Here is a 22,247-nt window from a genome sequence, read left to right as displayed (position 1 = left end):
CTCATGGCGCCGACTATGCGTCGTTCTCTATATAGTTAATCGTGGTAGAACAATTATTAACAGCCGCTGAACAGATTTTTGCTGTTTTGTTGACTCCGAACCCCAAGATTAAGATGGATCGGACAAAGCAAACATAATGCCGCCCTCGGCAACTACTTTGTCGTCAACTTTTGCAACCGCATGTCCTTTACCGATTTTACCCTTCAGGCGGGTAATCTCCACTTCAAGGCGCAGCGTATCGCCTGGCGTCACTTGTCCGCGGAAACGGAATTCGTCTATGCCTGCGAAAAATGCGAGTCTGCCGCGGTTTGCTTCCATTTTGAGAATGGCAACCGCACCGACTTGCGCCAATGCTTCGACGATCAGCACGCCCGGCATCACCGGATGACCTGGGAAGTGGCCGGCGAAGAACGGCTCGTTCATCGTGACATTCTTGATGCCGACCGCACGAACGCCTTCCTCTAATTCGAGGACGCGGTCTATGAGCAGAAACGGCTGACGGTGAGGAATAATCTGTTGAATTTCATTAATATCGAGCATGTATGTACCTCCAAATTTTGAAATGAACCCCCTTGTAGAGGCAGTTCAAAAAGTCGTCTTGAAAACCCAACTTTGTGAACATGCACTTATAGGGGCATAATCTAGACAAACAAGAGACAACCTAAACTTATCCTGCGCGGAAACTGCAGTTCGCGAAGGTTAAGATAAGGGGGCTCGTCTATTCCTGGCCAGAAGCGCCGGAGCAGACGAGCTTCTTTGTATACCTATGCGAATTCGCATGATGTTCCATCTTTTATAACTCGCGCGTACTGCCTGTTGGACCCGCCTGCTTATCCTGATTGCTGTCGAACGGAACAACGCCATTCCCTTCCTGATCGCGGTTGATCGCGAATATTTTGATCATGTACATGATCGAAGTGACGAAAGAGAACACCACTACGCACCACAGGTACGTTCTGGCGAACGAAGCTTCAAAGAAAATAAACAATATAGCGAAGTACAGCAGCACCGTCGTCAGCTTACCCATCCAATTCGCTGGCACTGTCTTGCGGCCGCTGAAATGAAAAACAGCCGAACCGGCAATCATGCCGAGGTCGCGCACAAACATGAGAATGGCAGCCGCCAACGGGATATGATCGGTCAACAGCAACGATAGAATGACCGTGCCTAACATCAGCTTATCCGCAAGCGGATCGAGCATCGCGCCGACCGTTGTGATCTGACCCCTTTTACGAGCAATATACCCATCCAGCACATCTGTCACGCCAGCGGCAACGATAACGACAAACGCCGGAATCATTCGCTCTCCTCCCGCAAATACAACGATATAAACCGGTATGAGAACAAACCGCAATATGGTGAGCATATTCGGAAGATTCAAGCGTTCACGTCCTTTATCACCACGAAATGGATAGCGCTTCAAAGTTACCCAACCATTATACCTCTACCTATTGAAAATTAAAACCGTTCTCGCCTCTCCGCGCATGGTCCTTCCGCATACGGCATTATTCAAGGTACATGAATGCATCTAACGGCTCGGCAACGGCCGAATTACGCTCCCGTCAGGTGTAGAGATTGCACCTTATTGCGCAGCCGCACCTCCGTCCCCGTCAGCCGATTAATTGTTAAATCTCGTCTTTTCTCTTCATTATTCCGCTCTGAAAGCCGTTATTAAATGAAGGCCGAATTGAGCAAAAAGACGAAAGCGAGGTTTTGATTACTCCATGCTGCGCACGACAACATCCATGCACCATCACAAATGGACCGCACGTTCCCTAATGGCTCTGACGCTTGCCATCCTTATGGTATTCGCAACATTGCCAAGCCGTTCCTATGCCGCCGACACTGTCACTGATCTAAGCTTCGATACAACGGCATCTGCCATTAACGTATACGCCGCTGACGATCCCTACTACTTAAACCTATATGCGACCCTATCAGGAACATCCCTGCAACAGATTGATGTTACTGATGTTGCGACCTGGAAATCTTCGAATACAGCTATCGCCAAAGTCACGCAGGGCACGATTACCGGCGTTGCCAAGGGCACAGCCAAGATCAGCGCTACTTATGGCGGTTACACCAAATCGATTACGGTCAATGTAGATGACTTGGTTGACTCCATCCAGATCATGTCGGGTAATACAGCAGCGCCTGATGAAGCTACTGTCCAGCTGGGACAAGACATCGACTATAACCTGTCAGGCATTAAGGCAGGCTCAACGATCAGCGGGGATTTGTCCAACACAGCGAGCTGGTCAAGCTCCAATACGTCAGTCGTCACCGTCGAGAACGGAGAACTGACGCTTCTAGGCGCCGGCACAGCAACGATCACAGCAAGCTACAAAGGTAAGACGGATAAAATCAAGCTGACCGTCGCTTCTCCTTATAAATCGATCACGCTCTCCGGTGCGGATCTGCTCGAATTCACAGTCGGCGATTCCAGCGTCAATCTGAAGGCGGAAGCGCTGCTTCAGAACGGATCGACGGAAGACATTACGAATGACGCAGATTGGACAAGCACGAACACAGCGGTTGCAACGGTCGAGAATGGCACGATCACACCGCTAAGCACAGGTACGGCGACCATTACGGTCTCGCATCTTGGCGCCTCTGACAAAGTAACGGTAGCGGTAAGACAAGGCACGCAAGAGCTGAAGCTTGTGCCTGGTACAGACCTGTCGCTGCAATTGCAGGATTCGCCGGTTACAATCGCCGCGCTTGCGCTGGAGCTCGACAACAATACCGCCAATGTTTCCAACGCGGCGGAATGGTCGTCTTCGGACATTATGGTTGCTACCGTAACGAACGGCGTTGTAACGCCGAAAGCCGTTGGTACAACAACAATTAAAGCATCGTACAAGGGCGCAAGCCGATCGATCAAAGTAACGGTTTACCCGACAGTCAACGAACTCACGATTAAAGATACGGATCAGAAGGTCGAGACGTTCCCGGATCAGACCGGTGCGCTGCCGCAAGTTACGGCGACGACATTCGGCGGTGACTCCGTCACGGTAACGCCGCTTATTACATGGACGTCGAGCGACAGCACGGTCGTATCCATCGATAATGGCAAATGGAAAGCCGCATCAACCGGCACGGCTGTCCTGACCGCTTCGGTCAACGGGTATGCCGCAACGGTCACGATCACGGTTAACGACAAGCCGCTGACGCTGCTGGCCGCTCAATCGGATCTGAGCTTGATCATTGGCAAGGAGTATGCGTTCCCGAAAGTAACGGTCGTATACGAGAATGGCACTGAGGAAGATGTTACGGAAAAAATGAGCTGGAAATCGTCCTCGACCAATCTGCTCGTTCAAAAGTCCGGCTTGAAAGGCCTCGCTTCTGCCAATGCAACGCTGACAGGAACATTCTTAAACAAAACTGTCAAAATTAGCGTAACGATCGAAGAAGAGGTCGTCAAGCTTGTTGCCGATCCGACAAGTCTGATTCTCAATCCGAAGAAGACAAAGTCGCTGAAGGTCAAAGCGTTCTATAAGAGCGGCAAGAGCGTCATTGTAAGCACGAAGATGGACTGGAGCGTCTCCGATGACGCGGTAGCTGAATTCTCCAGTAAAAACACCGTTAAAGCGCTCAGCAAAGGAACAGCTGTCATTACAGGTACGTATCAAGGCAAATCGGTCACCATTTCGCTCTCTGTCGTACCTAAGCTGAAAACGCTCGTCCTGTCCGAGAAATCGCTCAAGCTTGCGATCGGCGAAACGAAATTGCTGAAGCTCAAAGCATTCTACGACGATGGCACATTCATCGATCAGACGGATAATGCCGAATGGACCAGCTCGAACACGAGCGTTGCCACCGTCGTCGGCGGCATTATCGTGACGAAGGCCAAAGGCTCCGCATCGATCAAAGCTAAGGTTGAAGGAAAGACAGTTACCCTGCGTGTTACTGTTAAGTAATGATTGCACCCACCCAAACCCTCCCTTGAGAGGGGAGGGCCCCAAAGGGCGGCAGCCCTTTGGAATCCCGCAGGACTGTTCTAGATACTTTAAGATAATCTGTGATTATTCTACTGTAACCTAGATACGCTCGAATGTTCGCATACGATTCGGTGCACCTGAGTCAGTACGTGTGAGAAGCGCTTGTCGTCCCTATGGGACACGCTTTTACTTAAGGCGCTCCTGCATTTCACTCCCTTCGGGATCCAAGACCGTTATGTAAAAATTAAACAACGTAAAGAAGAGGCGGTCCTTGGGACCGCCTCTTCTTTGTCGATAACAATATGCTTCTGTTAATCATTTGAGAACATAAGGTCGTACATATGCTTCCACGTCTGCAGCTCGAACACTTCGCCCTTCGGTTGATGACCAAGGACGCTGTAGCCGACGTATAAGCCTGCGACAATTGCCCAGAACAACAAAATCGGCACGACTAGCAAGCGCAGCACTCGAAGCCACGGATTCCGCTTCTTCTTACGCTTCGCAGGCTTGCCGGACGACTTGGCAGATTGAGGACGTTCAGGGCTCTTCTCCTCGGACGCAGAGCGCTCCTGTACCGGCATACGACGAGCCGCATCCGTCTGAGCTGACGTTGTCCGTGCGTTGCTGCTTCTGCTGCCTTGGACTGTCGTTGATTGCCAATCATTACTCATATCGATTTATTCAACTCCGTTTATGCGCGCAAGCCGTTGGCCATTCCCATCAGCGTGTCGCTGGAGCTAAGCGCTCGAGAAGTCAGCTGATAGGCGCGCTGCACGTTTATGAGTTCCGTCATCTCGGTCGTTAAGTCTACGTTCGATTGCTCGAGATAGCCTTGGCGCAAGGAAATATCGCTGCCTTCACCAGCTGTCACGGTCCTCAACACATCTTCTACATTAACACTATCTGCCACCGCATACAAGTTATCCGCTACACTTGTCAGGAGCGAAGGACGTGTAACTTGCACCAACTTAAGGCTTCCGATCGGCTCTGCCGTACCATCCTGCGCGATCGCGTCGATCGATCCATCCGAGTTGACGCGAATCGAACGGTTCGGAGGAATGACGATTGGCTGATCATTCTCACCTACGACCGGATGTCCGTCACTCGTCGTCAGAAGCGCAGAACCGTCGCTTTGCAGCGACAATTGGAAGGCGCCATTACGCGTATAAGCGACGCCTTCCAGCGTTTGCACCTGATACAGCGCATCGCCTTCAATTGCGATATCGAATTGGTTGCCTGTCTGCTGCAGCGGCCCCTGCGTCAAGTCAGGACGAATACCTAGCAGTCTGGAGCCCCAGCCCTGCGTATAGTTCATCGGCGACAAGCGACCCGGTTCCTTGAAGGCATCCGGCTGCTCCTTCGCATTCGTCAGCAAATCCGCGAACGAAGCTTCCTTACGTTTGTAGCCGACCGTATTCATGTTCGCAATGTTATCGGACATAATGTCGAGCTTCTGCTGCAATCCGCTCATCGACACCATTGCACTGATCATCGATCCGTTCATTCGGTAACCCTCCTAGACTCTACGCTATTCTATACCCGTCCGACCTCATTGACAGCCTTGTCCAAGCTCTTATCGTAAAATTGCACGACCTTCTGGTTCGCCTCATAGGCGCGCATAGCGGACATCAAATCGACCGTCGACTGTGCCGCGTCAACGTTAGAACGTTCGTAGTAGCCTTGACGAATCTCGACGCCGTCAGCTGCCGTTACAGGCACAGCTTCACTCGCATCGCCCTCGAGACGGAATTTGCCGTTACCCTCGCGCACAAGCATATTCGGGTTGTTAATGCGCGTCAGTTGAAGCGCATTGCCCGTGTCATTGCCCGTGAGCGCATCAACGAATCGATAGTCCGATGTTAACACAAGGTCATCAATGCTCACGCCTTGCTGGAATTGAATCGGTTGTCCGTTCGTGCCGAGCACTCGCGTACCTTCCGATGTAGTGAGATACCCTTGCGCATTCAGATCGAAACGACCATCACGCGTATAACGCGGCTGACCGTCCGTTCCTTCCACCGTGAAGAAAGCTTGCGGCTGATAGATCGGCTCTCCGTTGGCATCAAACGCCTTGCCCGATGCATCGAATTGGATGCCAGGCACTTCGATGTCGGACGACAATCCGAAATCCGAAGAACGCCCCGATTCCATCAAATCGCCCTGCAGCTGCAATGATAGGCTCTCCTCTGCGAATACGCCTGTCGAGACACGGCCGATCTTCCGATCGGAATTATCGCTTGTCCCTGTCAAAGCAAGCAGCATATCTGGAAAAGAACGCGTAACCTCGTTCGCCTGCTTGTAGCCCGGCGTATTGAGGTTGGCAATATTGTTCGTCACCGTATCATGACGGCGCTGCTGCGTCGTCAATCCGGCAGCCGCGGTATAGAGTCCTCTTAGCATCTGGTAAACCTCCCGGCTTGTCCGGTCCGAACCGGAAATATAATAGAGCGAGCTAGTTCGATAGTCTTCTATTTCTCTATATCGGCAATTCGGGGCACAGCTTTAATAAGCCTTATGGCTCACATTATGTATGATCCAAAAATAACGGAAGCCGGCCTCGGCGCGTCCCCCCAGAACGCCCTACCCGCCGGACTTCCATCTTCTTTATTTCACCGATTTGTTCTTGCGAGTGAGTCGGTCCAGGTTGTCCAGCATAATGCCTGTACCTTTCACGACGCAATGCATTGGATCCTCCGCTACAAGCACCGGGACCATCAATTCTTCCGACAACAGCGTGTCCAATCCGTCCAACAGCGCGCCGCCGCCCGTCAGAATAACGCCGCGGTCGATGATATCCGCCGATAGCTCTGGCGGTGTCCGTTCCAATACCGACTTCGCTGCAGATACGATCGACATGACCGAATCCCAGAGCGCTTCACGCACCTCCGCCGAGCGGATCGTAATCGTCTGCGGCAAGCCCGATACCATATCACGGCCGCGAATATCGATCTCGCCGCTGCGACCTTCCACGTTCACCGTACCGATCTTAATCTTAATATCTTCGCTTGTCCGCTCTCCGATGAGCAGCTTGTACTTGCTCTTAATGTACTTCATGATCGCGTCGTCGAACTTGTTGCCTGCAACCTTAATCGAAGATGCAGTAACAATGTCGCCCATCGACAATACCGCGATGTCCGTCGTTCCCCCGCCAATATCGACAACCATGTTGCCGCTCGGCTGGTAGATATCCATTCCCGCTCCGATCGCTGCTGCCTTCGGCTCTTCTTCCAAAAACACTTCGCGTGCTCCGCTGCGTTCCGCCGCCTCGCGAATAGCCTTCTGTTCTACGGACGTAATGTTCGTAGGCGCACAGATCAGAATGCGCGGCCGGCCATACCAGTTGCGGCCGCCTACTCGATCGATGAACGCTTTCAACATTAATTCCGTAATCTCGAAGTCCGCGATGACGCCGTCCCGCAGCGGACGGATCGCGATAATATTGCCGGGTGTACGCCCGACCATCCGGTGCGCCTCTTCACCAACTGCTAGAACACGTTTGGAGTCGCTCTCAATGGCAACAACAGACGGCTCATCAAGCACAACACCTTTTCCTTTTACATGAATCGATACATTAGCCGTCCCCAGGTCAATTCCGATATCCTTGCTGAACATTAGGCGTGAGTCCTCCAACGAATAAAAATAAAGTGCACGTTCGCGTAAGCCCCGCAAATAGCAGGGACTTCCTACGAATATTATTCGCTGAATTTCTCGAAATCCCTCTATTTTTGTAGAAAAATTTATTGCTATCAGCTCTTTGAGGCGGCGAACACTTCACGCTTCTTGCTGCTCTTCTTGTACTTAATTTTGGTCGCCTCTCCTCCCCTCAGGTGCCGGATCGACTTATGATACTCCAGGATGTGCTTCACCTGATCCGCCAGGTCGGGATTGATCTCGGGCAGACGCTCGGTCAAATCCTTGTGTACCGTGCTTTTGGAAACCCCGAACTCTTTGGCGATTGTCCGAACCGTATGCTTCGTTTCCACGATGCATCGGCCTATTTTAATGGTTCGCTCTTTGATGTAATCGTGCACGTTCCCGCCTCCCTACTCGAGATAGTTTGGTACATTATATGAGGGGTGCGGGTATATATTCTTTAAGGCCAAGCTTGACAAGCCGCAATAGCCAATTATTTTCAATCTTTCGGTTACGAAGTAGGACTTATGGTCTAATCCGAGTTCTTGGATCGCATACAAAAACGCCTGCCCTCTATATAGAGGGCAGGCGTCCTGCATCAAGCACCAACGTATTAGCGCTTAATGTAGTCGTTCGGGTTGAGCACTTTGCCGTCTTGGCGAATCTCGAAGTGAAGGTGAATGCCTTCTTCGCTCTCCAGATCGTTGCGGCCCGCTTTGGCGAATTGAGTGCCTTGCTTCACTTCGTCGCCTTGTTTGACCGTTACATCGCTCAAGCTTTGATACACCGTTACGAGCCCGTTGTCGTGCGTAATCTCAACCGTTTGTCCATTCGTCGGATGATTCGTTACGAGCGATACTTTACCGCTCAGCGCAGCTACTACATCGAACGTCGAGTTGTCCGGCTTCGTCAAGTCCACGCCCGTGTGGGCGAGGAACTTGTTATCGCTCGTGGATACGAGCGCTGCCTGCTTCTCTTCGTTGGTGCCCTTCTCATCATAGTAGTGAAGAGCAACTTCGAGATCGTCGTAGTTCAGAACCGGCCATTGCAAGTCTTCATCGCCTGTCACGACCGCAATCGTGTCATCTGCAGGCTTCGTTTGTGTTTCGTCACCTTGACTGACTTCTGTATCAGGCGTTGTTGTCGTTTGATCTGTCTGCTCTCCCCGATAGAGCCACATTAAGGTTACGATAATTGCCGCTGCTGCCATGAAAGCTGCCGGTGTAACCCATTTTTTGGCTAACACTCTACGCAGGCCGCTTGGTCTAGCAGCCGCACCTCCCGGAATCGATTTGGGAGATTCTTTTGGCTTGTTGTTTTGATCATTCATTGTCGATCACCTCATCAGCCATTGTTACCAGAACTAGTAGGTTTATACGTGAGGTGTCGCTATTTTCTTAAATTTTGAGATTCGCTTAACCATGCGGCGCGGCGAGCTGTTTACCCTGTCGATAATTCCGGTAGCTTATAAGCTTGTTCCAGCTTGACGCCGGTGTAATAGTGAAGCAAGATTTCGGACGCCGACGCCCCTTCCTTCGCCATCCCGTTCGCTCCCCACTGGCTGAGCCCTATTCCGTGTCCGAGCCCATAGGTCGTAATGATAGCTTTCCCCTTGCTGATCGTCCATTCGAATTGAGAGGAGGGAAGATCCAGCTTCTCGCGCACCTCGCGCCCCGTGAACGTTTTGCCGCCGATGACGACCGTTTTCACCCGATGCCCTTCTGTCGTCTCTAGTATGCGCGGAGGTTTGCCGTCGTTCTTAGCGCCTAGACGCCGATACAGCTCCTTCTCTTTCATCTCTATCGTCTGTTTATAGCGCGGCGAAATCTCCTCATCCCATGGACTGGCAACACTCTTCAGATAAGGCAGCGACAGCTGCCAGTAATCTTCCACGTTCTCGGTATACCCATTGCTAGTTGAGAAAAAGGCCGCTTCAATCAGTTCGCCTTCATACGTGAGCACTTCGCCCTTCGTCTCCTCCACAGCCTGCGTCAGCTTCTGCAAGGACGCCTTCCGCTCTTCGCCCGCAGGCCACAGTTCGGCGAGCGCCTTCAGCGGCACATACACTTGGTGATCGATCGTATCCGTAACATCTGCCTTCTTGCCAGGCACGCCGCTGCGGTCCTGCATCGCAAGCCGCCGTACAATATAGGTACGCGCCGCCACCGCCTGCGCCTTAAGCGCCTCCAGCTCGAAATCAATCGGCATCTCGCCTGCTAATACGCCGCGAACATAAGTCTCCAACGGTACCGTCTCTATTCGCTTCTGTTTCGTTATGTAGACACGCACCATCAGCTTGTCCAAATTGCTGTTGCTCGGCTTGACGGCCTTCTGTACGTTGCTCGGCGGATCCACGTTTGCAGCAGGCTGTTCCTTCACGGATGTACGGGGCGTTACAGACTTACTGTCTGACTGGCTGTTAATTGGCGGCGCCGCACTAGGGTTAGAGCTTCCCTGCTCTTCCTGCCTCTCTCCTGCTGCTTGAACGGCAGCTCCTTCCGATCGTTCGCTGACCGTCTGAACCCTACCAGCCGTCTTATCTTGATCAGCGAGAACACCGCCGTGTAATAGAATAAAGAGGATCACGCCCAGCCCCATTCCTGCTGCAAACGGCATTCCCCATGCTCGAATGCTGTTGATCAAAGCAGCATCGCCCCTTCCTGATCGTCTTAGAGACACGAAAGTCCGCGCTTGGGCGCGGACTTTGTCTTGTGTCCCTCTGCTCTACTATATGAGCGGGAACGATAGGATAGAATGGATGAGAACACTTTAATCCTCTTAATCGTGGCGAAGCGCATCGACTGGACGCAGCCTTGCTGCTTTGTTCGCAGGGAATATACCGAAGATGACGCCGACGCCAGCGGAGAAAGCGAAAGCTTCGCCGACCATCGTCAGCGAGACGGCGGTCTCCGTGTCCATGACGACCCCGATAACATTCGATGCCACGTAGCCGATCGCGATGCCGATCGCGCCGCCGAGACCGCTGATGGCAACCGCCTCGATCAGGAATTGCGTAAGAATATCGCGCCGCTTCGCGCCAAGCGATTTGCGTATGCCGATCTCGCGCGTACGCTCCGTGACGGATACGAGCATGATGTTCATAATGCCGATACCGCCGACGACGAGCGAGATTGCTGCGATGCCGGCCATCATGGACGTCATCGTCTGCGTAATCGAACCGAGCGTCTCCATCGCTTCCTGCTGGTCAACGACGCGATAAGCGTTCGTCGAGTTCGGGAACTTGGCAGCCAGCTTCGCCGTTATGAGCGCCTGCGTCGCCTCGGATTTGTCCGTATCCGTAATTTTCAGATAGAGAGACTTAACGCCAATCGACTGAAGCAGCCGCTCGGCCGTTGTGAGCGGGATTAATATTTTGTCATCCGCCGAGCCGTTAAGCGAATCGCCCTTCGTCTCCAGCAGGCCGACAACCTTGTACCGATTGCCGTTGAGCAGCATGGTCTTGCCCACCGGGTCCTCGGTGTCGAACAAGTCGCTTGCAACGTTAGCGCCGATCAATGCGACTTTACTGTAATTGATTAGGTCAAGATCAACGATGTAACGACCCTTTACAAAACTAACGTCCCGCACATCCGCATACTCCGGCGTGATCCCTTCCACCGTATAAGAGTCGCTTGTCGTTCCGTACTTCGCATATGCGCTGCCGTTCACGATCGGCGAGACGCCTTCCACGTTATCAATGTCTGCGTATTCCATCGCCTCGTCCTTGGACAGCGAGGTCGTCAGGCCGCGGCCTGTAATGCTCACCTGCAGCATATTCGCTGCGCCAAGGCTTTCGACCTGCGCTTGCACTTGACGGGAGGAGCCCTCACTCATCGAGACGAGCGCAATGACAGTCGCAACACCAATCAGCATGCCAAGCATCGATAGCGCTGTTCGAAGTTTATTCGCCCAAATGCTTTTAAACGCCATGCGAAATGCCTGCGTAAGCTTCAAGTGTCTCCCTCCTTTCGGCATGTTCTTCCGTCAGCACGCCGTCTTTCATACGGACAACGCGCTCCGCTCTGGCGGCAACTTCCATATCATGCGTTATGAGGACGATCGTATGTCCTTGCTGATGAAGCTGCTCCATGAGAGCAAGCACCTCTTGGCCTGTGCGCGTATCGAGTGCACCGGTCGGTTCGTCCGCCAGCAGCATGGGCGGTTCGCCCGCCAATGCCCTCGCGATGGCTACACGCTGCTGCTGACCGCCGGACAGCTCGCTGGGGCGGTGAAACATCCGATCCTCGAGGCCCACCTTGCGGAGCGCCTCAGTCGCCTTCTTGCGGCGCTCCTTGTTGGACATGCCCCGATAAACGAGCGGCAGCTCCACATTCTCGATCGCCGTCAGCTTAGGCAGCAGTTGAAACCCTTGAAAGATAAAGCCGATTTTGTGATTGCGGATATTTGCTAGTTTATTGTCGCTAAGCCCTTTCACTTCAACACCGTCAAGCTTGTAGCTGCCCGAGCTTGCAATGTCGAGGCAGCCGATAATATTCATCATCGTCGACTTGCCTGAACCCGACGGACCGACAATCGCCAGAAATTCGCCTCGACGCACGATCAAATCAACGTCACGAAGCACCTGGACCGTCTCTTGTCCCATCCGATAGGTCTTGACCAGCTTCTCGATCTCGATCAATACTTCGTTGTCGTTTTGGCTCATCGGCGTACGCCTCCGCCACCGCTGAAGTTACCTCCGCCGCCAAAGTTGCCGCCTCCGCCGAAGTTGCCCGCAGGCATCGCACCGCCGGCGAAGCCGCCGAACTGGAATGTTTGCTGCTGTTGCGACGAAGAAGGCGTTGTTGTATTGACGGTTGGGATTGGCAGATAGACCGTGTCCCCTTCGTTCAGACCGGACTTGATCTCAACGAACGTATCGTTGCTCAGACCGATCGTCACTTCCACCATACGACCTTCAAGACCCGCTTGGCCTTGCGCGCCTCTCATGCCTGCAGCGCCATTCGCACCCGTGCGAGTGCCGGTGCCGCTTCCAGCGAAGCCTGCGCCGTTGCGACCGCCGCCGTATCCGCCTGCCGCGCCATTGCGGGTGCCTGCGCCAGCATTCTGACCATTGCCTGCAGCTAGACCGCCATTCGCGCCTTGCGTGCCGTTTCCTTGACTGTTCGCCTGTCCGCCCGCCGCGCCGTCTGCTGCGCCAGTCGGCGGCTGGAAGTTCCCGTCTGCCGGCGGCTGGAACCCTTCGCCTTGCTGGCCTTGGCCTTGCGTTTCTTCTGTTCCTTGTGCACGCTGCGTGCCTTGGGTTCCTTGCGTTGTTGTTCCGCTTGTTTCAGGGACGCGTACGAAGCTTCTGCCACCCAGCGTACGTACGGCTTCGATTGGCGCCAGCAGTGCATTCTCTACAGAAGCCGTCACAATCGCGCCTTCGCCAGACATCCCGGAAATTACGTTATCCAATTGATCCAACGACACCTTGACCGCATAGGAAGCGGAGCCATTGGAGGAGGAGCCCTCTTGCGCAATCTCCAACACTTTGCCTGTCAGCGGTTGATCCGGCAGTGCATTGAGCGTAATGTTCGTTTTCTGGCCGACTTTTACTTTCGGAATATCGAGCTCGTCGACGTTCATCGTGAATTGCAGCTTCGAGTAGTCGATCAACTGAGCGATAACCTTCGATCCCGTCACTTTATCGCCGATCACGACGCTAGCCGTCGTTACCGTACCGTCGGACGGAGATACGATGCTTGGCGTCTCCGCCGCATTGTCGAGCAGATCGGCCAGCTCCAGCTCTGTCGACTCCATATCGAGGCGCAGGCTGTCCATTTGGACCTTAATATCGTTCTGTTTGCTCTCGTCATCGGCTGCGGCGATATATTGTTTCTTGTAGTTCTCCATCTGCAGCTCTTGCTTCTTCTGATTGATCTGAGCTTTCTCAATCTGAGACGAGTAGTCCTCGGTCTCGAATTCGACCAGAACTTGTCCCTTCTTAACCTTGTCGCCTTCTTTAAAATGAACCTTGCTGACCGTTCCTTCTTCGCCAGCATATACGGAAATCGTCTCCGTCGTATTGACGGAGCCAGAGCCGGTTATTTGCACACTGATATTGCCCCTGGTCACCGTCGCTGTCGGCTGTTGTACGGCCGCCGCCTCTGTTGTGTCATCCTGGTTGTACCAATAATAAGCGCCGGCAGAGGCGACCACGATAATCGCCAGTAATGCCAGTAACCATTTCTTCATTGCCTTTACGCCACCTTTCCTGTCTGATGAACCCAATTTTTTATTCAAACGTAGCATAGGTTCATGAACGGAACATGAACACCCTTATTCATATTTCGTTCATAGAGCTGTGTTAGAATGTCCGAACAGAACGATGCAGGGATGAAATGGAGGATTACAATGGCAAAGCAATCAAAGTGGGCGTATAGCATGAAGGCAGGCGCGGCACTCCTTCTTGCAGCTTCGATCTTGTCCGCATGCGGCTCTAAGGATGACGCCTCAGGCGCGACAGCTAACGGCGGACAAGCCGCTTCACAGCAGCAAGGACCGAACGGACAAGGCGGCTTCCGCCAGATGGCAACGGCGCCGAATCAGCCGGAACGCCAAGCGGATCTATTCGCCAAAGTCGTCTCGATCGACGGAACCTCCGTCGTCGTGAAGCAGGCCGACATGAGCGCGATGCCGCAGCGGGGCCAAGGCGGTGGCGGCCAAGGACAAGGCACTGGACAAGACGGCGGCAATTTTCAACCGCCAGCCGATGGCGAGATGCCGCAGGGCGACTTCCAACCGCCAGCGGACGGGCAAGCTCCGCAAGGCAATGGACAAGGCATGCCGGACTTCTTCACCGGCGAAGAATCGACCATCTCCATCGCGGACGGCACGTCCATCTACAAGCTTGTACGCGGCGATGACGGCAGCATGAACTACGAGCAAGTGAAGCTTGCCGACTTGGCAGCCGACGATATTATTAACGTATGGCTGAAGAGCGGCACGAAGGAAGCCGAGTACGTTTCGCTGAGCGGCGGCTTTGGGGGCGGTTTCGGCGGCGGCGGCATGCGAGGCTATGGCAACCGTCAGAATGGCGGCGACCAAGCGAATGGCAATACACAAGCAAATACACAAACAGGCAATTAGCTGCTCATCCAACACAATTTCAAAAGGCTGTGCTCCGTTTCTAGTAGTTCTGCTGGTTGGTACCTGCACGCATAGTGGAAACCTGCCAAAGTGCAGGCTCTACTGAAGCACTGGCACGCGAACTAAGGCGAACCTGCGATTGTGCAGGCATTTCAGCTGAATCTATTCAGTTGAGCCTTATCAGACCTCTAAAACTGCACAATCGCAGGTTCTAATTGACTGTTGTTACATTTACTCTAATAAAAAAGTATAGTTGCAGGAGTCCAGGTACAAGACGTTCGTAACCCAATCCAGCGGAATTTCCGCATACACCAAGAAAGGACCTCGCATTCCACATGAAGTGGAACTCGAGGTCCTTTCTTGTCATCTATTCGTAATTCATTAAGCCCAAGTCGGTTGTGCGCTCAGCACGGCAACTTCTTTCTCGCGCTTGAACGATACCGTCTCAAGCACAGCGACTGGCGCAGTCTCAACTGCTGCTACAGCCTCACGCACTGCATCGACACGCGAAATGTCAGCGCCGAGCGCAGCCATTTTGCCCGCGATATCTACATAGCCCCGGTCGATATGATGCGTGCCGGAGATTTCCGAGACGCCTTCCGCTATCAATGCCGCGCAAATAAGCGCTGCACCTGCACGAAGATCCGTTGCCGTCACTTTCGCTCCCGTCAGCGGCATTCCGCCGTTCACGATCGCCGAGCGGCCATCCACGCGGATCTGCGCATTCATCTTCGCGAATTGCTCCACATGCATGAATCGATTCTCGAAGATCGTCTCCGTAACGATGCTCGTGCCATCGGACGCAAGCAGCAGCGACATCATCTGCGACTGCATATCCGTTGGGAAGCCTGGATACGGAAGCGTCTTAACGTCGACCGCCTTCAGCGGCTTATCTGCAATAACATGCAGACCGTTATCCGCTGCGTGAATCGTAACGCCCATCTCCTGAAGCTTCGAGATAACCGGTGCGAGATGATCTGCGATCGCGCCTTCGACGAACACATCTCCGCCTGTGATCGCTGCTGCAATCATATAGGTTCCCGCTTCTACACGGTCAGGAATGACCGCATGGCGAACGCCTCGAAGCATCTCCGCGCCTTCGATTCGAATCGTATCCGTACCGGCACCGCGAACATGCGCGCCCATTGCGTTCAGGTAGTTCGCAAGATCAACGATTTCCGGCTCTTTCGCCGCATTCTCGATGATCGTTGTGCCCTCGGCAAGAGAAGCCGCCATCATAATATTCTCCGTTGCGCCTACGCTGGCAACGTCGAGATAAATCTTGGATCCTTTGAGACGGCCGTCCACCTTCGCCTCGATAAAGCCTTGACCGAGCATAATCTCTACGCCCATCGCTTCAAAGCCCTTCAAATGCTGATCGATCGCCCGCATTCCGATTGCACAGCCGCCTGGCAGCGCGATCTTCACCCGTCCTATGCGCGCAAGCAATGGCCCCATAACAAGAATAGAAGCCCGCATCTTGCGAACCATGTCATGAGGTGGTTCGAAGGTCGTCAGTCGCTGTGCGCGAATGGTCATGCTTTCTTCCCCATGCTTCACGTCCGCTCCAAGCGATGCAATAACTTCCCGAATCGTCAGTACATCATCAAGGAGAGGAACGTCGACGATTACGCTTTCCCCTTCACTCGCGAGTACGGACGCCGCAAGTATAGGAAGCACTGCGTTCTTGGCACCGTGAACCCGGACCGTACCTGATAACCGCTGGCCTCCGCGGACGATTATTTTGCTCATCTTATGAATTCCCTCCGCACGCTGCAATTTTGTTCTCTGCCGCTATGACTATTTCATCGTATATGGCTGCGTATTGGACTTCGATTAGGACGTTCATGACGGCAGGTCCGCTTCCCTATGCACGTTGGGACAAGCGTTCATAACATGCCGGTCAAAATTTGTATAATATTCCAACTCTGTCTACCGATAGTCATTTGCTCCAAACCTCATCTTACCACTCTGCCGCACGAATCGACAAGCGTAATTTTCATAAAACGCCTTCATTCGAGCGGCTTTAACAAGATGTAAAAATTGCCTGTGCTGCGCGGCTTTTTCAGTTCGAAACAGCGGCTTCGAAACGACTGAAAACAGGTTATTTTGACAACCGTTTTCATACCATTCGAGGCCCTTTTCGTTTTTCGTTCCGTCATATACTACCCATTGTTGACAGGAATCGATTTTGTTATTCGACAAATGCGGTGAGCATCCTCGTCCAATTGTAGTAATCGAGGACGAATGAGGCCAGCGAATGGCCGAGAACGACGGCTAAAATAACTAGCAGCAGACGTGCTTTCGGCCCTCTCGGGTGACGCATGAAGGACTCCAGTTTTAGTTCTTGAAGCACAAACCAACACAAAATTATGCTAAGCAGCACGACCACAATGGAGAAAAGTCCATTCATGCCATAGGAAATTTGTACGTCTTCCATATTCATCGGTAAATGTCCCTTCAGTCATTAGATGCTGTTGCGGATTCGGAATAACATCGATGTGAATTCAGCACGGCTGGCAAACTGTCCGGGCAAGAATCGATTGCCCGCATAACCGGCTATCCACCCTTTCGCACTGAGAGCAGCGAGCATCGGCGCCGCCCAATTGCCAACGGATACATCCGAGAATGGCGATCCCTTGCCGTAGTTCGGTTGCACGCCGGCCGCGTGTCCAAGCATGACGGCCATCTCTGCACGGGTCATCGGGCGATCCGGTCCGAATGTTCGGTCGGGATATCCCGTCATATAGCCTGCCGACACAGCTGTGGCGATGACCCCATAGGCCCAGTGCTTCGACGTCAAATCACGATAGTTCAGCCGCTCCGGCTCTGATTCCGGCGGGAAGGCGCGAACGAGCAGCGCTGCGCCTTCCGCACGAGTAATGGAGCGTTCGGGTTCGAACTTATAATCCGCATAACCCGATACGATCCCTTCCTTGGACAGCGCGGTTATTGCAGCCGCTGCCCAATGTCCATTAATATCGCGATAGCCCGATTTGAGCGATTCCGTTCGAACGGTGAAGTGGTAATACTGCTCATTGAATGCGGCATTCGCCGTTATTTTGAAATAGTAGAGTCCCGCTTCCAACGGCATTCCGCCATAAACGCGCTGCCTGCCGGAGACAGAGCGAATCGTCTCGATGACCTTCTGACGCTTATCATACACGGCAATCGTCATCTTCCGGTCGGCAGGGATACCGCTCAGGTCGAGGGAAGCATAGCTCTCCTCCGTCAGGCGAAGCTGGTACCAGTCCTCGTCCGAGGCGTTGTCGATAACACCCAAGTACTCGGTTCCTTGTCTAAGGGCTGTCGCGGTATACGATTTGTCATTCGGCTCGTTCGGATCATCATACTTGGTCACGATGTCGAGCTTCAGCGTATACAGCCCCGTAACCGGACTCGCATCCGCTGCGGCTGCATTGTAAACCCGAATGAAATACTTGCCCGGCGTCACCGTAATGAGCGGCGACTGCTCCTGCTCGCCGTCCCCATTATCGTCGTACGAGACGAGCTTCTGCCCTTCCCGCTGCACGGCCAGACTCGGATCGATGCGCACCGTATCCGTCTGCAGCAGCAGCTTGAGCGTTCCGCTCCGCTTGAAGTTCACTACATACCAGTCGCGGTCGCCCTGCTTATCGAACGTCCCTGTGATGACCTGCGAACGCGGCTGCAGCGTTGAAGCTGCATACGACTTGTCATTGCTCTCGTACGCATCCGGATTCATATGAAAATCAGAGGTCAACAAATAAGGCAGCTTATCTGTACGTGACTGATCGTACAGCTGCAGCTTGATCCAATTCGTCCCCTTCTTAACCGGCCATTCAACGGATGTGTTGCCGAGCTTCGCATCCTGTGCATTCGCCGCTTGGTTGCCCGAGTACAACATCATCCGCACGGGCGGCATAGCTGTCCCCGCTGCGTTCAATCCTTGAAGTTGAATCGTCAGCAGACCATCGTATGGCACATCTACCCGATACCAGTCTTGGTCAAGCCCTCCCGTCAGGCGGGCCGTAATTCGGGTCTGCAGCGGCCATTCCGCGGCGCGGTCTCTCGAGTCATTCGACTCATACGCATCCGGACGCAGCTCGGCCGTAACCGCCTTATCCACCTGCAGCAGGCCGTAACCCGTTGCCTCATCGATTCCCGGGTTGCCGATGTCCTTCGCAGTCTGACGCAATAACTCTCTTACCTCGTATGGCTTAAAATGCGGATGCCTCATCAGGACGAGTGCAGCCGCGGCAGCCGCTTGCGGAGCTGCCATCGACGTACCCTCTTCCTCCCTGTATCCACCGCCCAGTGCGGTCGTGAACACATTCCAAGGCGCCGCAATATCAATCTCCGGGCCTGAATTGGAACGCGGCTCTGGCTGTCCATTCGGCTTCACGCCACCAACGGCGAGCACCGTCGGGTAAGCAGCCGGATACTCGACGGCGACACGGCTGCCCAGCTGCATCCCGTCATTGCCTGAAGCTGCGACGAGCAGGACGCCTTTGCTCTCCGCATACTGGACAATATCGCGCATATAGGTCGAATACCGATAGAGACCTACCGACAGAACGACGATCGTCGCCCCTTTGCGGACCGCATACAGAATCCCTTCGCCGAGCTTGCTCTCGTCGCCGGCTCCGTCCTCATCCAGCGCCTTAATCGGCATAATGCGCGAACGCCATAGAATGCCCGCAATGCCTGCCCCATTGTTGCCTGAAGCGGCAAGTACGCCCGCTACGTTCGTTCCATGCCCGTTATCGTCCTGCGGCGGCAGTGCAGGGTCAAGCAGGTTGACGCCCCCCAACAGACTGCTCTTCAGATCCGGATGGTTGAAATCAACGCCGGTATCGACCAGCGCGATCGTGATGTCGGTCTGATCATGCACCGTATTCCATGCTTTCTTCGCGCCGATCAAATCCAAGTAGGATTGACGCGACAGATAAGGATCGTTCGCTTTGACATTCGATTGTGCCGATGATAAAACGTGCACCCGCTCGTTCGGCTGCACATACGCCACATTGTCGTTCGCGCGAAGATCCGCCAGCCATTGCGCGACGTTGTCTCTGCCTCCTTCTGGAACGACGATATCCGTCGCCAGCTCCGCCTGCCGGTTAATAATCCGCGTTCCAGCAGGAACAACGTCCGGCGGGGTATCCCGCCACTTCAGCAGCCAGCTGTCCGCCTTGGTCTCGTCTGCTGGTCCCGCCTCGCATGCGTCTGGATCCTCTGCTGCAGCTGCTGCCTGTTCCATCGATGCCGATCCACTGGACTGTCCGCTCATCGCGAACGAATCGGCAGCATCGACCCACAGCAGCAGTCCTGCCAGCATAAGCAGGGCAGCACAACGAAGCGTGCGGTGACGCGCCTTCTCTCTATTGTGTTGTGATCGATTATTGGAATTTCGTATATAATAGCTCATTTGACCTCGTCCTTACGCAAAGTCCCCGGTCGTAGCCCGATCCTTGCTGCTTCTTCTGCTTATTCAAACGCCGATTGCATCCCAATAGTTTCGATCCAAAACGGTCATTTTCCTTGCTGACGGCGAAATATTTTCGCCCGCTTCCGCATTCGACTACATTTAGTGCGTATTCAAAAAGTACGGCTATCACCCTTTTCTTTTTGAACGACCTCTGTTAGCCGGTTTACGGTCTTTCCGACTTCCGGGCGCCTCATAGTCCGTGTTCATCTATCTGCCGCTCCCGGACGACTATTCCCCCTCTATGCTCCACGTGGTTTTGCAGCCTTACTAATCCATATGGCGATATTGGTGTCCCTATGAGAAAATTCTAATCTAGATCGTTGAAGATAAGTACCGCGCGCTGAGGCGATCCAACAATTGGTGCAACCGCCCTGCCTCGCAATAACTGCTTCCTACTTAACTATATGCTCAATAGATGTTGGCTTGTCTTAAAATCAAGTAAAGCCCAATCTAAGAGCAATGTACCGCTCTTGGACTGGGCTCTCTTGAATAGCAACTACTGCGGCACAATAAGCAGATCGTTGACGACCGAGAAAACGTGCTCGAACCAATTCATCGGCCCGTTCGGATAGACACCAAGAACGAGCGTCGCCGCCGCGCACAACCAGACGACTGTACCGGATGCAGCAGGGACATGAACCGGCTCATCGCCTGACGATCGCATGAACATTTGGCGCACGATGCCGAAGTACACGTAATAGGATATAACGCTCGTACCGGCCATGATGGCAACAAGCCAATAGGCATGCGTGCTCGCAGCGCCCATCATGATGAACAGCTTACCGAAGAAACCGCCCGAGATCGGCAATCCTGCTAATGACAGGATAAAGATGATCATCGCCCCCGCCGTCCATGGCGCGCGGTGATACAGCCCTTCGAACGTCCGCAGCTGCACGCTGCTATCCGAATCTGTGCCGCGCCTTGACCCGGCGACGATCGATAACACAGCGAACGCCCCGATGTTCATGAACAGGTAAGCTGCCGCATAGAAGAACAGCTCCGCCGCATTGCTCGAGTGAACGCCATAGAACGATAAGCCGATCGGTACGATCAAATAGCCGGCATTCGCAACGCCCGACAGCGCAAGCAGCCGCTTCATGTTATGCTGCCGCAGCGCGCTCAGCGTACCGACGAGCATCGCGCAGGCCGCTACCGCGAGCACGGCCCGGAATAAGTCATGTCCGATCGAGTTCCCATTCGAGAGACTCTCCGGAAAGACGAGGTTATAGAACAGCCGGAACAATGCGACCGCCGCTGCTGATTTGGAAATGACGGCTAGGAAGGCACTCATTGGTGTAGGCGCTCCCTCATACACATCCGGCGCCCATGCGTGGAATGGTGCCGCCGCGATTTTGATACCAAAACCTGCAACCATGAAGAAGAATGCTAGATAGATAAGTCCACGGAATGAATCAACAACTTGCGGCAGCGTACTGCCGATTTCTCCAACATGAGTGGAGCCGGTCAATCCGTACAGATAGGACATACCGAATAAGATAAACGCCGAGGAGATACCGCCGGTCACGACGTATTTGAACGCCGCTTCCGCAGGCTTCGCTGATACCTTCTCATCCGAGGAGGACGCCTGCACGGCGACTTCCCGCTTCGTTCGGAGCCCGACGAGCACATAGGTCGAGATGCTGAGCAGCTCAAGTCCGGTGTAGAGCGTGATGAGGTCGCCAGTCGACGTCATCATCATTGCACCTGCCGTTGCCGGCAGCAGCAAGTAGTAATATTCCCCTTGGTGCGCCAGCTGGCCTATACCTTCTCGCTTCATCGCCCCTAGACTCCACAGCACAATCAGTGCGGCGGCTGTCAGAAGCAGCAGCTTGAACATGGCACCGAAATCGTCGATACGATAATTATCGCGCAATATACCAAGCGCTGCAGCTGCCTGCGACTGATCCGCTTGATCCTGAATGCGCCAGACGACGCTTACGAAAGAGCCGATCAGCGAGGCAAGCGACAACCAGCCTATGATCGAGCGGTCGATTCTCCGCGGGAGCAGAAGGTCCACTACGATGAGCAGCGCCATCATGGCAATTAGAATGAGCTCGGGGGCCATATGTCCCGCATCGGCCCATGTCATCGTCGGAAACGTTCGTTCGTAAGCCATG

Annotated in this window: 18 protein-coding genes; 2 read left to right on the top strand and 16 right to left on the bottom strand. The window is 53.7% G+C overall.

What is annotated here, in order from left to right:
• Window positions 1–108: 108 nt before the first annotated feature.
• A complete protein-coding gene (gene fabZ / locus SBI19_RS06370) occupies window positions 109–540 on the bottom strand; it encodes a 3-hydroxyacyl-ACP dehydratase FabZ (RefSeq protein ID WP_317966102.1) in 432 nt (143 codons plus the stop codon).
• A 253-nt stretch (window positions 541–793) separates the two neighbouring features.
• Window positions 794–1,381 (bottom strand): CDP-alcohol phosphatidyltransferase family protein, encoded by a 588-nt coding sequence (locus SBI19_RS06365; protein ID WP_317966100.1) that lies wholly within the window; start codon window positions 1,379–1,381, stop codon window positions 794–796.
• Window positions 1,382–1,724: 343 nt separating this feature from the next.
• On the opposite strand from SBI19_RS06365, the gene SBI19_RS06360 reads away from it, so the two are divergent.
• Complete coding sequence (locus tag SBI19_RS06360; RefSeq protein ID WP_317966098.1) at window positions 1,725–3,920, top strand: Ig-like domain-containing protein; 2,196 nt, start codon at window positions 1,725–1,727, stop codon at window positions 3,918–3,920.
• A gap of 332 nt (window positions 3,921–4,252) precedes the next feature.
• Here SBI19_RS06360 and SBI19_RS06355 read toward each other — a convergent pair whose 3' ends face one another.
• From SBI19_RS06355 to SBI19_RS06310, 10 genes are all read right to left on the bottom strand, one after another.
• Window positions 4,253–4,612 carry a DNA-directed RNA polymerase subunit beta gene (locus SBI19_RS06355; RefSeq protein ID WP_317966096.1) on the bottom strand — a complete coding sequence of 120 codons (360 nt, stop codon included), beginning with the start codon at window positions 4,610–4,612 and terminating at the stop codon, window positions 4,253–4,255.
• Between the two features lie 20 nt (window positions 4,613–4,632).
• Window positions 4,633–5,445 (bottom strand): flagellar hook-basal body protein, encoded by an 813-nt coding sequence (locus SBI19_RS06350; RefSeq protein ID WP_317966094.1) that lies wholly within the window; start codon window positions 5,443–5,445, stop codon window positions 4,633–4,635.
• A gap of 29 nt (window positions 5,446–5,474) precedes the next feature.
• Window positions 5,475–6,341: a flagellar hook-basal body protein gene (locus SBI19_RS06345; protein ID WP_317966092.1), complete on the bottom strand. Its 867-nt coding sequence runs from the start codon at window positions 6,339–6,341 to the stop codon at window positions 5,475–5,477.
• A gap of 204 nt (window positions 6,342–6,545) precedes the next feature.
• Entirely contained in the window at window positions 6,546–7,553 is a 1,008-nt protein-coding gene (gene mreB / locus SBI19_RS06340; protein WP_317966090.1) for a rod shape-determining protein, read from the bottom strand.
• Between the two features lie 134 nt (window positions 7,554–7,687).
• The gene (gene spoIIID / locus SBI19_RS06335) at window positions 7,688–7,972 is read right to left on the bottom strand and encodes a sporulation transcriptional regulator SpoIIID (protein WP_110041929.1); all 285 of its coding nucleotides are present in this window, start codon (window positions 7,970–7,972) and stop codon (window positions 7,688–7,690) included.
• Window positions 7,973–8,187: 215 nt separating this feature from the next.
• Window positions 8,188–8,904, bottom strand: a complete 717-nt coding sequence (locus SBI19_RS06330) for a M23 family metallopeptidase (protein ID WP_317966086.1) — start codon at window positions 8,902–8,904, stop codon at window positions 8,188–8,190.
• A 110-nt stretch (window positions 8,905–9,014) separates the two neighbouring features.
• Window positions 9,015–10,217: a stage II sporulation protein D gene (gene spoIID / locus SBI19_RS06325; protein WP_317966084.1), complete on the bottom strand. Its 1,203-nt coding sequence runs from the start codon at window positions 10,215–10,217 to the stop codon at window positions 9,015–9,017.
• Between the two features lie 135 nt (window positions 10,218–10,352).
• The gene (locus SBI19_RS06320; RefSeq protein WP_317966082.1) at window positions 10,353–11,528 is read right to left on the bottom strand and encodes an ABC transporter permease; all 1,176 of its coding nucleotides are present in this window, start codon (window positions 11,526–11,528) and stop codon (window positions 10,353–10,355) included.
• Window positions 11,494–12,237 carry an ABC transporter ATP-binding protein gene (locus tag SBI19_RS06315; protein ID WP_317966080.1) on the bottom strand — a complete coding sequence of 248 codons (744 nt, stop codon included), beginning with the start codon at window positions 12,235–12,237 and terminating at the stop codon, window positions 11,494–11,496. Before SBI19_RS06315 ends, SBI19_RS06320 begins: the two co-directional genes overlap by 35 nt.
• A complete protein-coding gene (locus tag SBI19_RS06310) occupies window positions 12,234–13,769 on the bottom strand; it encodes an efflux RND transporter periplasmic adaptor subunit (protein WP_317966078.1) in 1,536 nt (511 codons plus the stop codon). The genes SBI19_RS06315 and SBI19_RS06310 overlap by 4 nt, the downstream gene beginning before the upstream one ends.
• A gap of 159 nt (window positions 13,770–13,928) precedes the next feature.
• Between SBI19_RS06310 and SBI19_RS06305 the strand changes: the two genes are divergently transcribed.
• Entirely contained in the window at window positions 13,929–14,663 is a 735-nt protein-coding gene (locus tag SBI19_RS06305; RefSeq protein ID WP_317966076.1) for a hypothetical protein, read from the top strand.
• A 381-nt stretch (window positions 14,664–15,044) separates the two neighbouring features.
• Here the strand turns inward: SBI19_RS06305 and murA are convergent, their stop codons facing one another.
• The 4 genes from murA to SBI19_RS06285 all read right to left on the bottom strand — a co-directional run bounded on the left by murA (window position 15,045) and on the right by SBI19_RS06285 (window position 22,246).
• The gene (gene murA, locus SBI19_RS06300; protein ID WP_317966074.1) at window positions 15,045–16,415 is read right to left on the bottom strand and encodes a UDP-N-acetylglucosamine 1-carboxyvinyltransferase; all 1,371 of its coding nucleotides are present in this window, start codon (window positions 16,413–16,415) and stop codon (window positions 15,045–15,047) included.
• A 442-nt stretch (window positions 16,416–16,857) separates the two neighbouring features.
• Window positions 16,858–17,109, bottom strand: a complete 252-nt coding sequence (locus tag SBI19_RS06295; protein ID WP_317966072.1) for a DUF1146 family protein — start codon at window positions 17,107–17,109, stop codon at window positions 16,858–16,860.
• Between the two features lie 21 nt (window positions 17,110–17,130).
• Window positions 17,131–20,070 carry a S8 family serine peptidase gene (locus SBI19_RS06290; RefSeq protein WP_317966070.1) on the bottom strand — a complete coding sequence of 980 codons (2,940 nt, stop codon included), beginning with the start codon at window positions 20,068–20,070 and terminating at the stop codon, window positions 17,131–17,133.
• A 556-nt stretch (window positions 20,071–20,626) separates the two neighbouring features.
• Window positions 20,627–22,246: an NADH-quinone oxidoreductase subunit N gene (locus SBI19_RS06285; protein WP_317966068.1), complete on the bottom strand. Its 1,620-nt coding sequence runs from the start codon at window positions 22,244–22,246 to the stop codon at window positions 20,627–20,629.
• Between the last annotated feature and the right edge of the window lies 1 nt (window position 22,247).

The organism is Paenibacillus sp. CCS19 (genome assembly GCF_033239625.1).
Classification (GTDB): domain Bacteria; phylum Bacillota; class Bacilli; order Paenibacillales; family Paenibacillaceae; genus Paenibacillus_T.
Note: the sequence above shows the minus strand (reverse complement) of the source record. Positions and strands in the feature narration are given on the sequence as shown.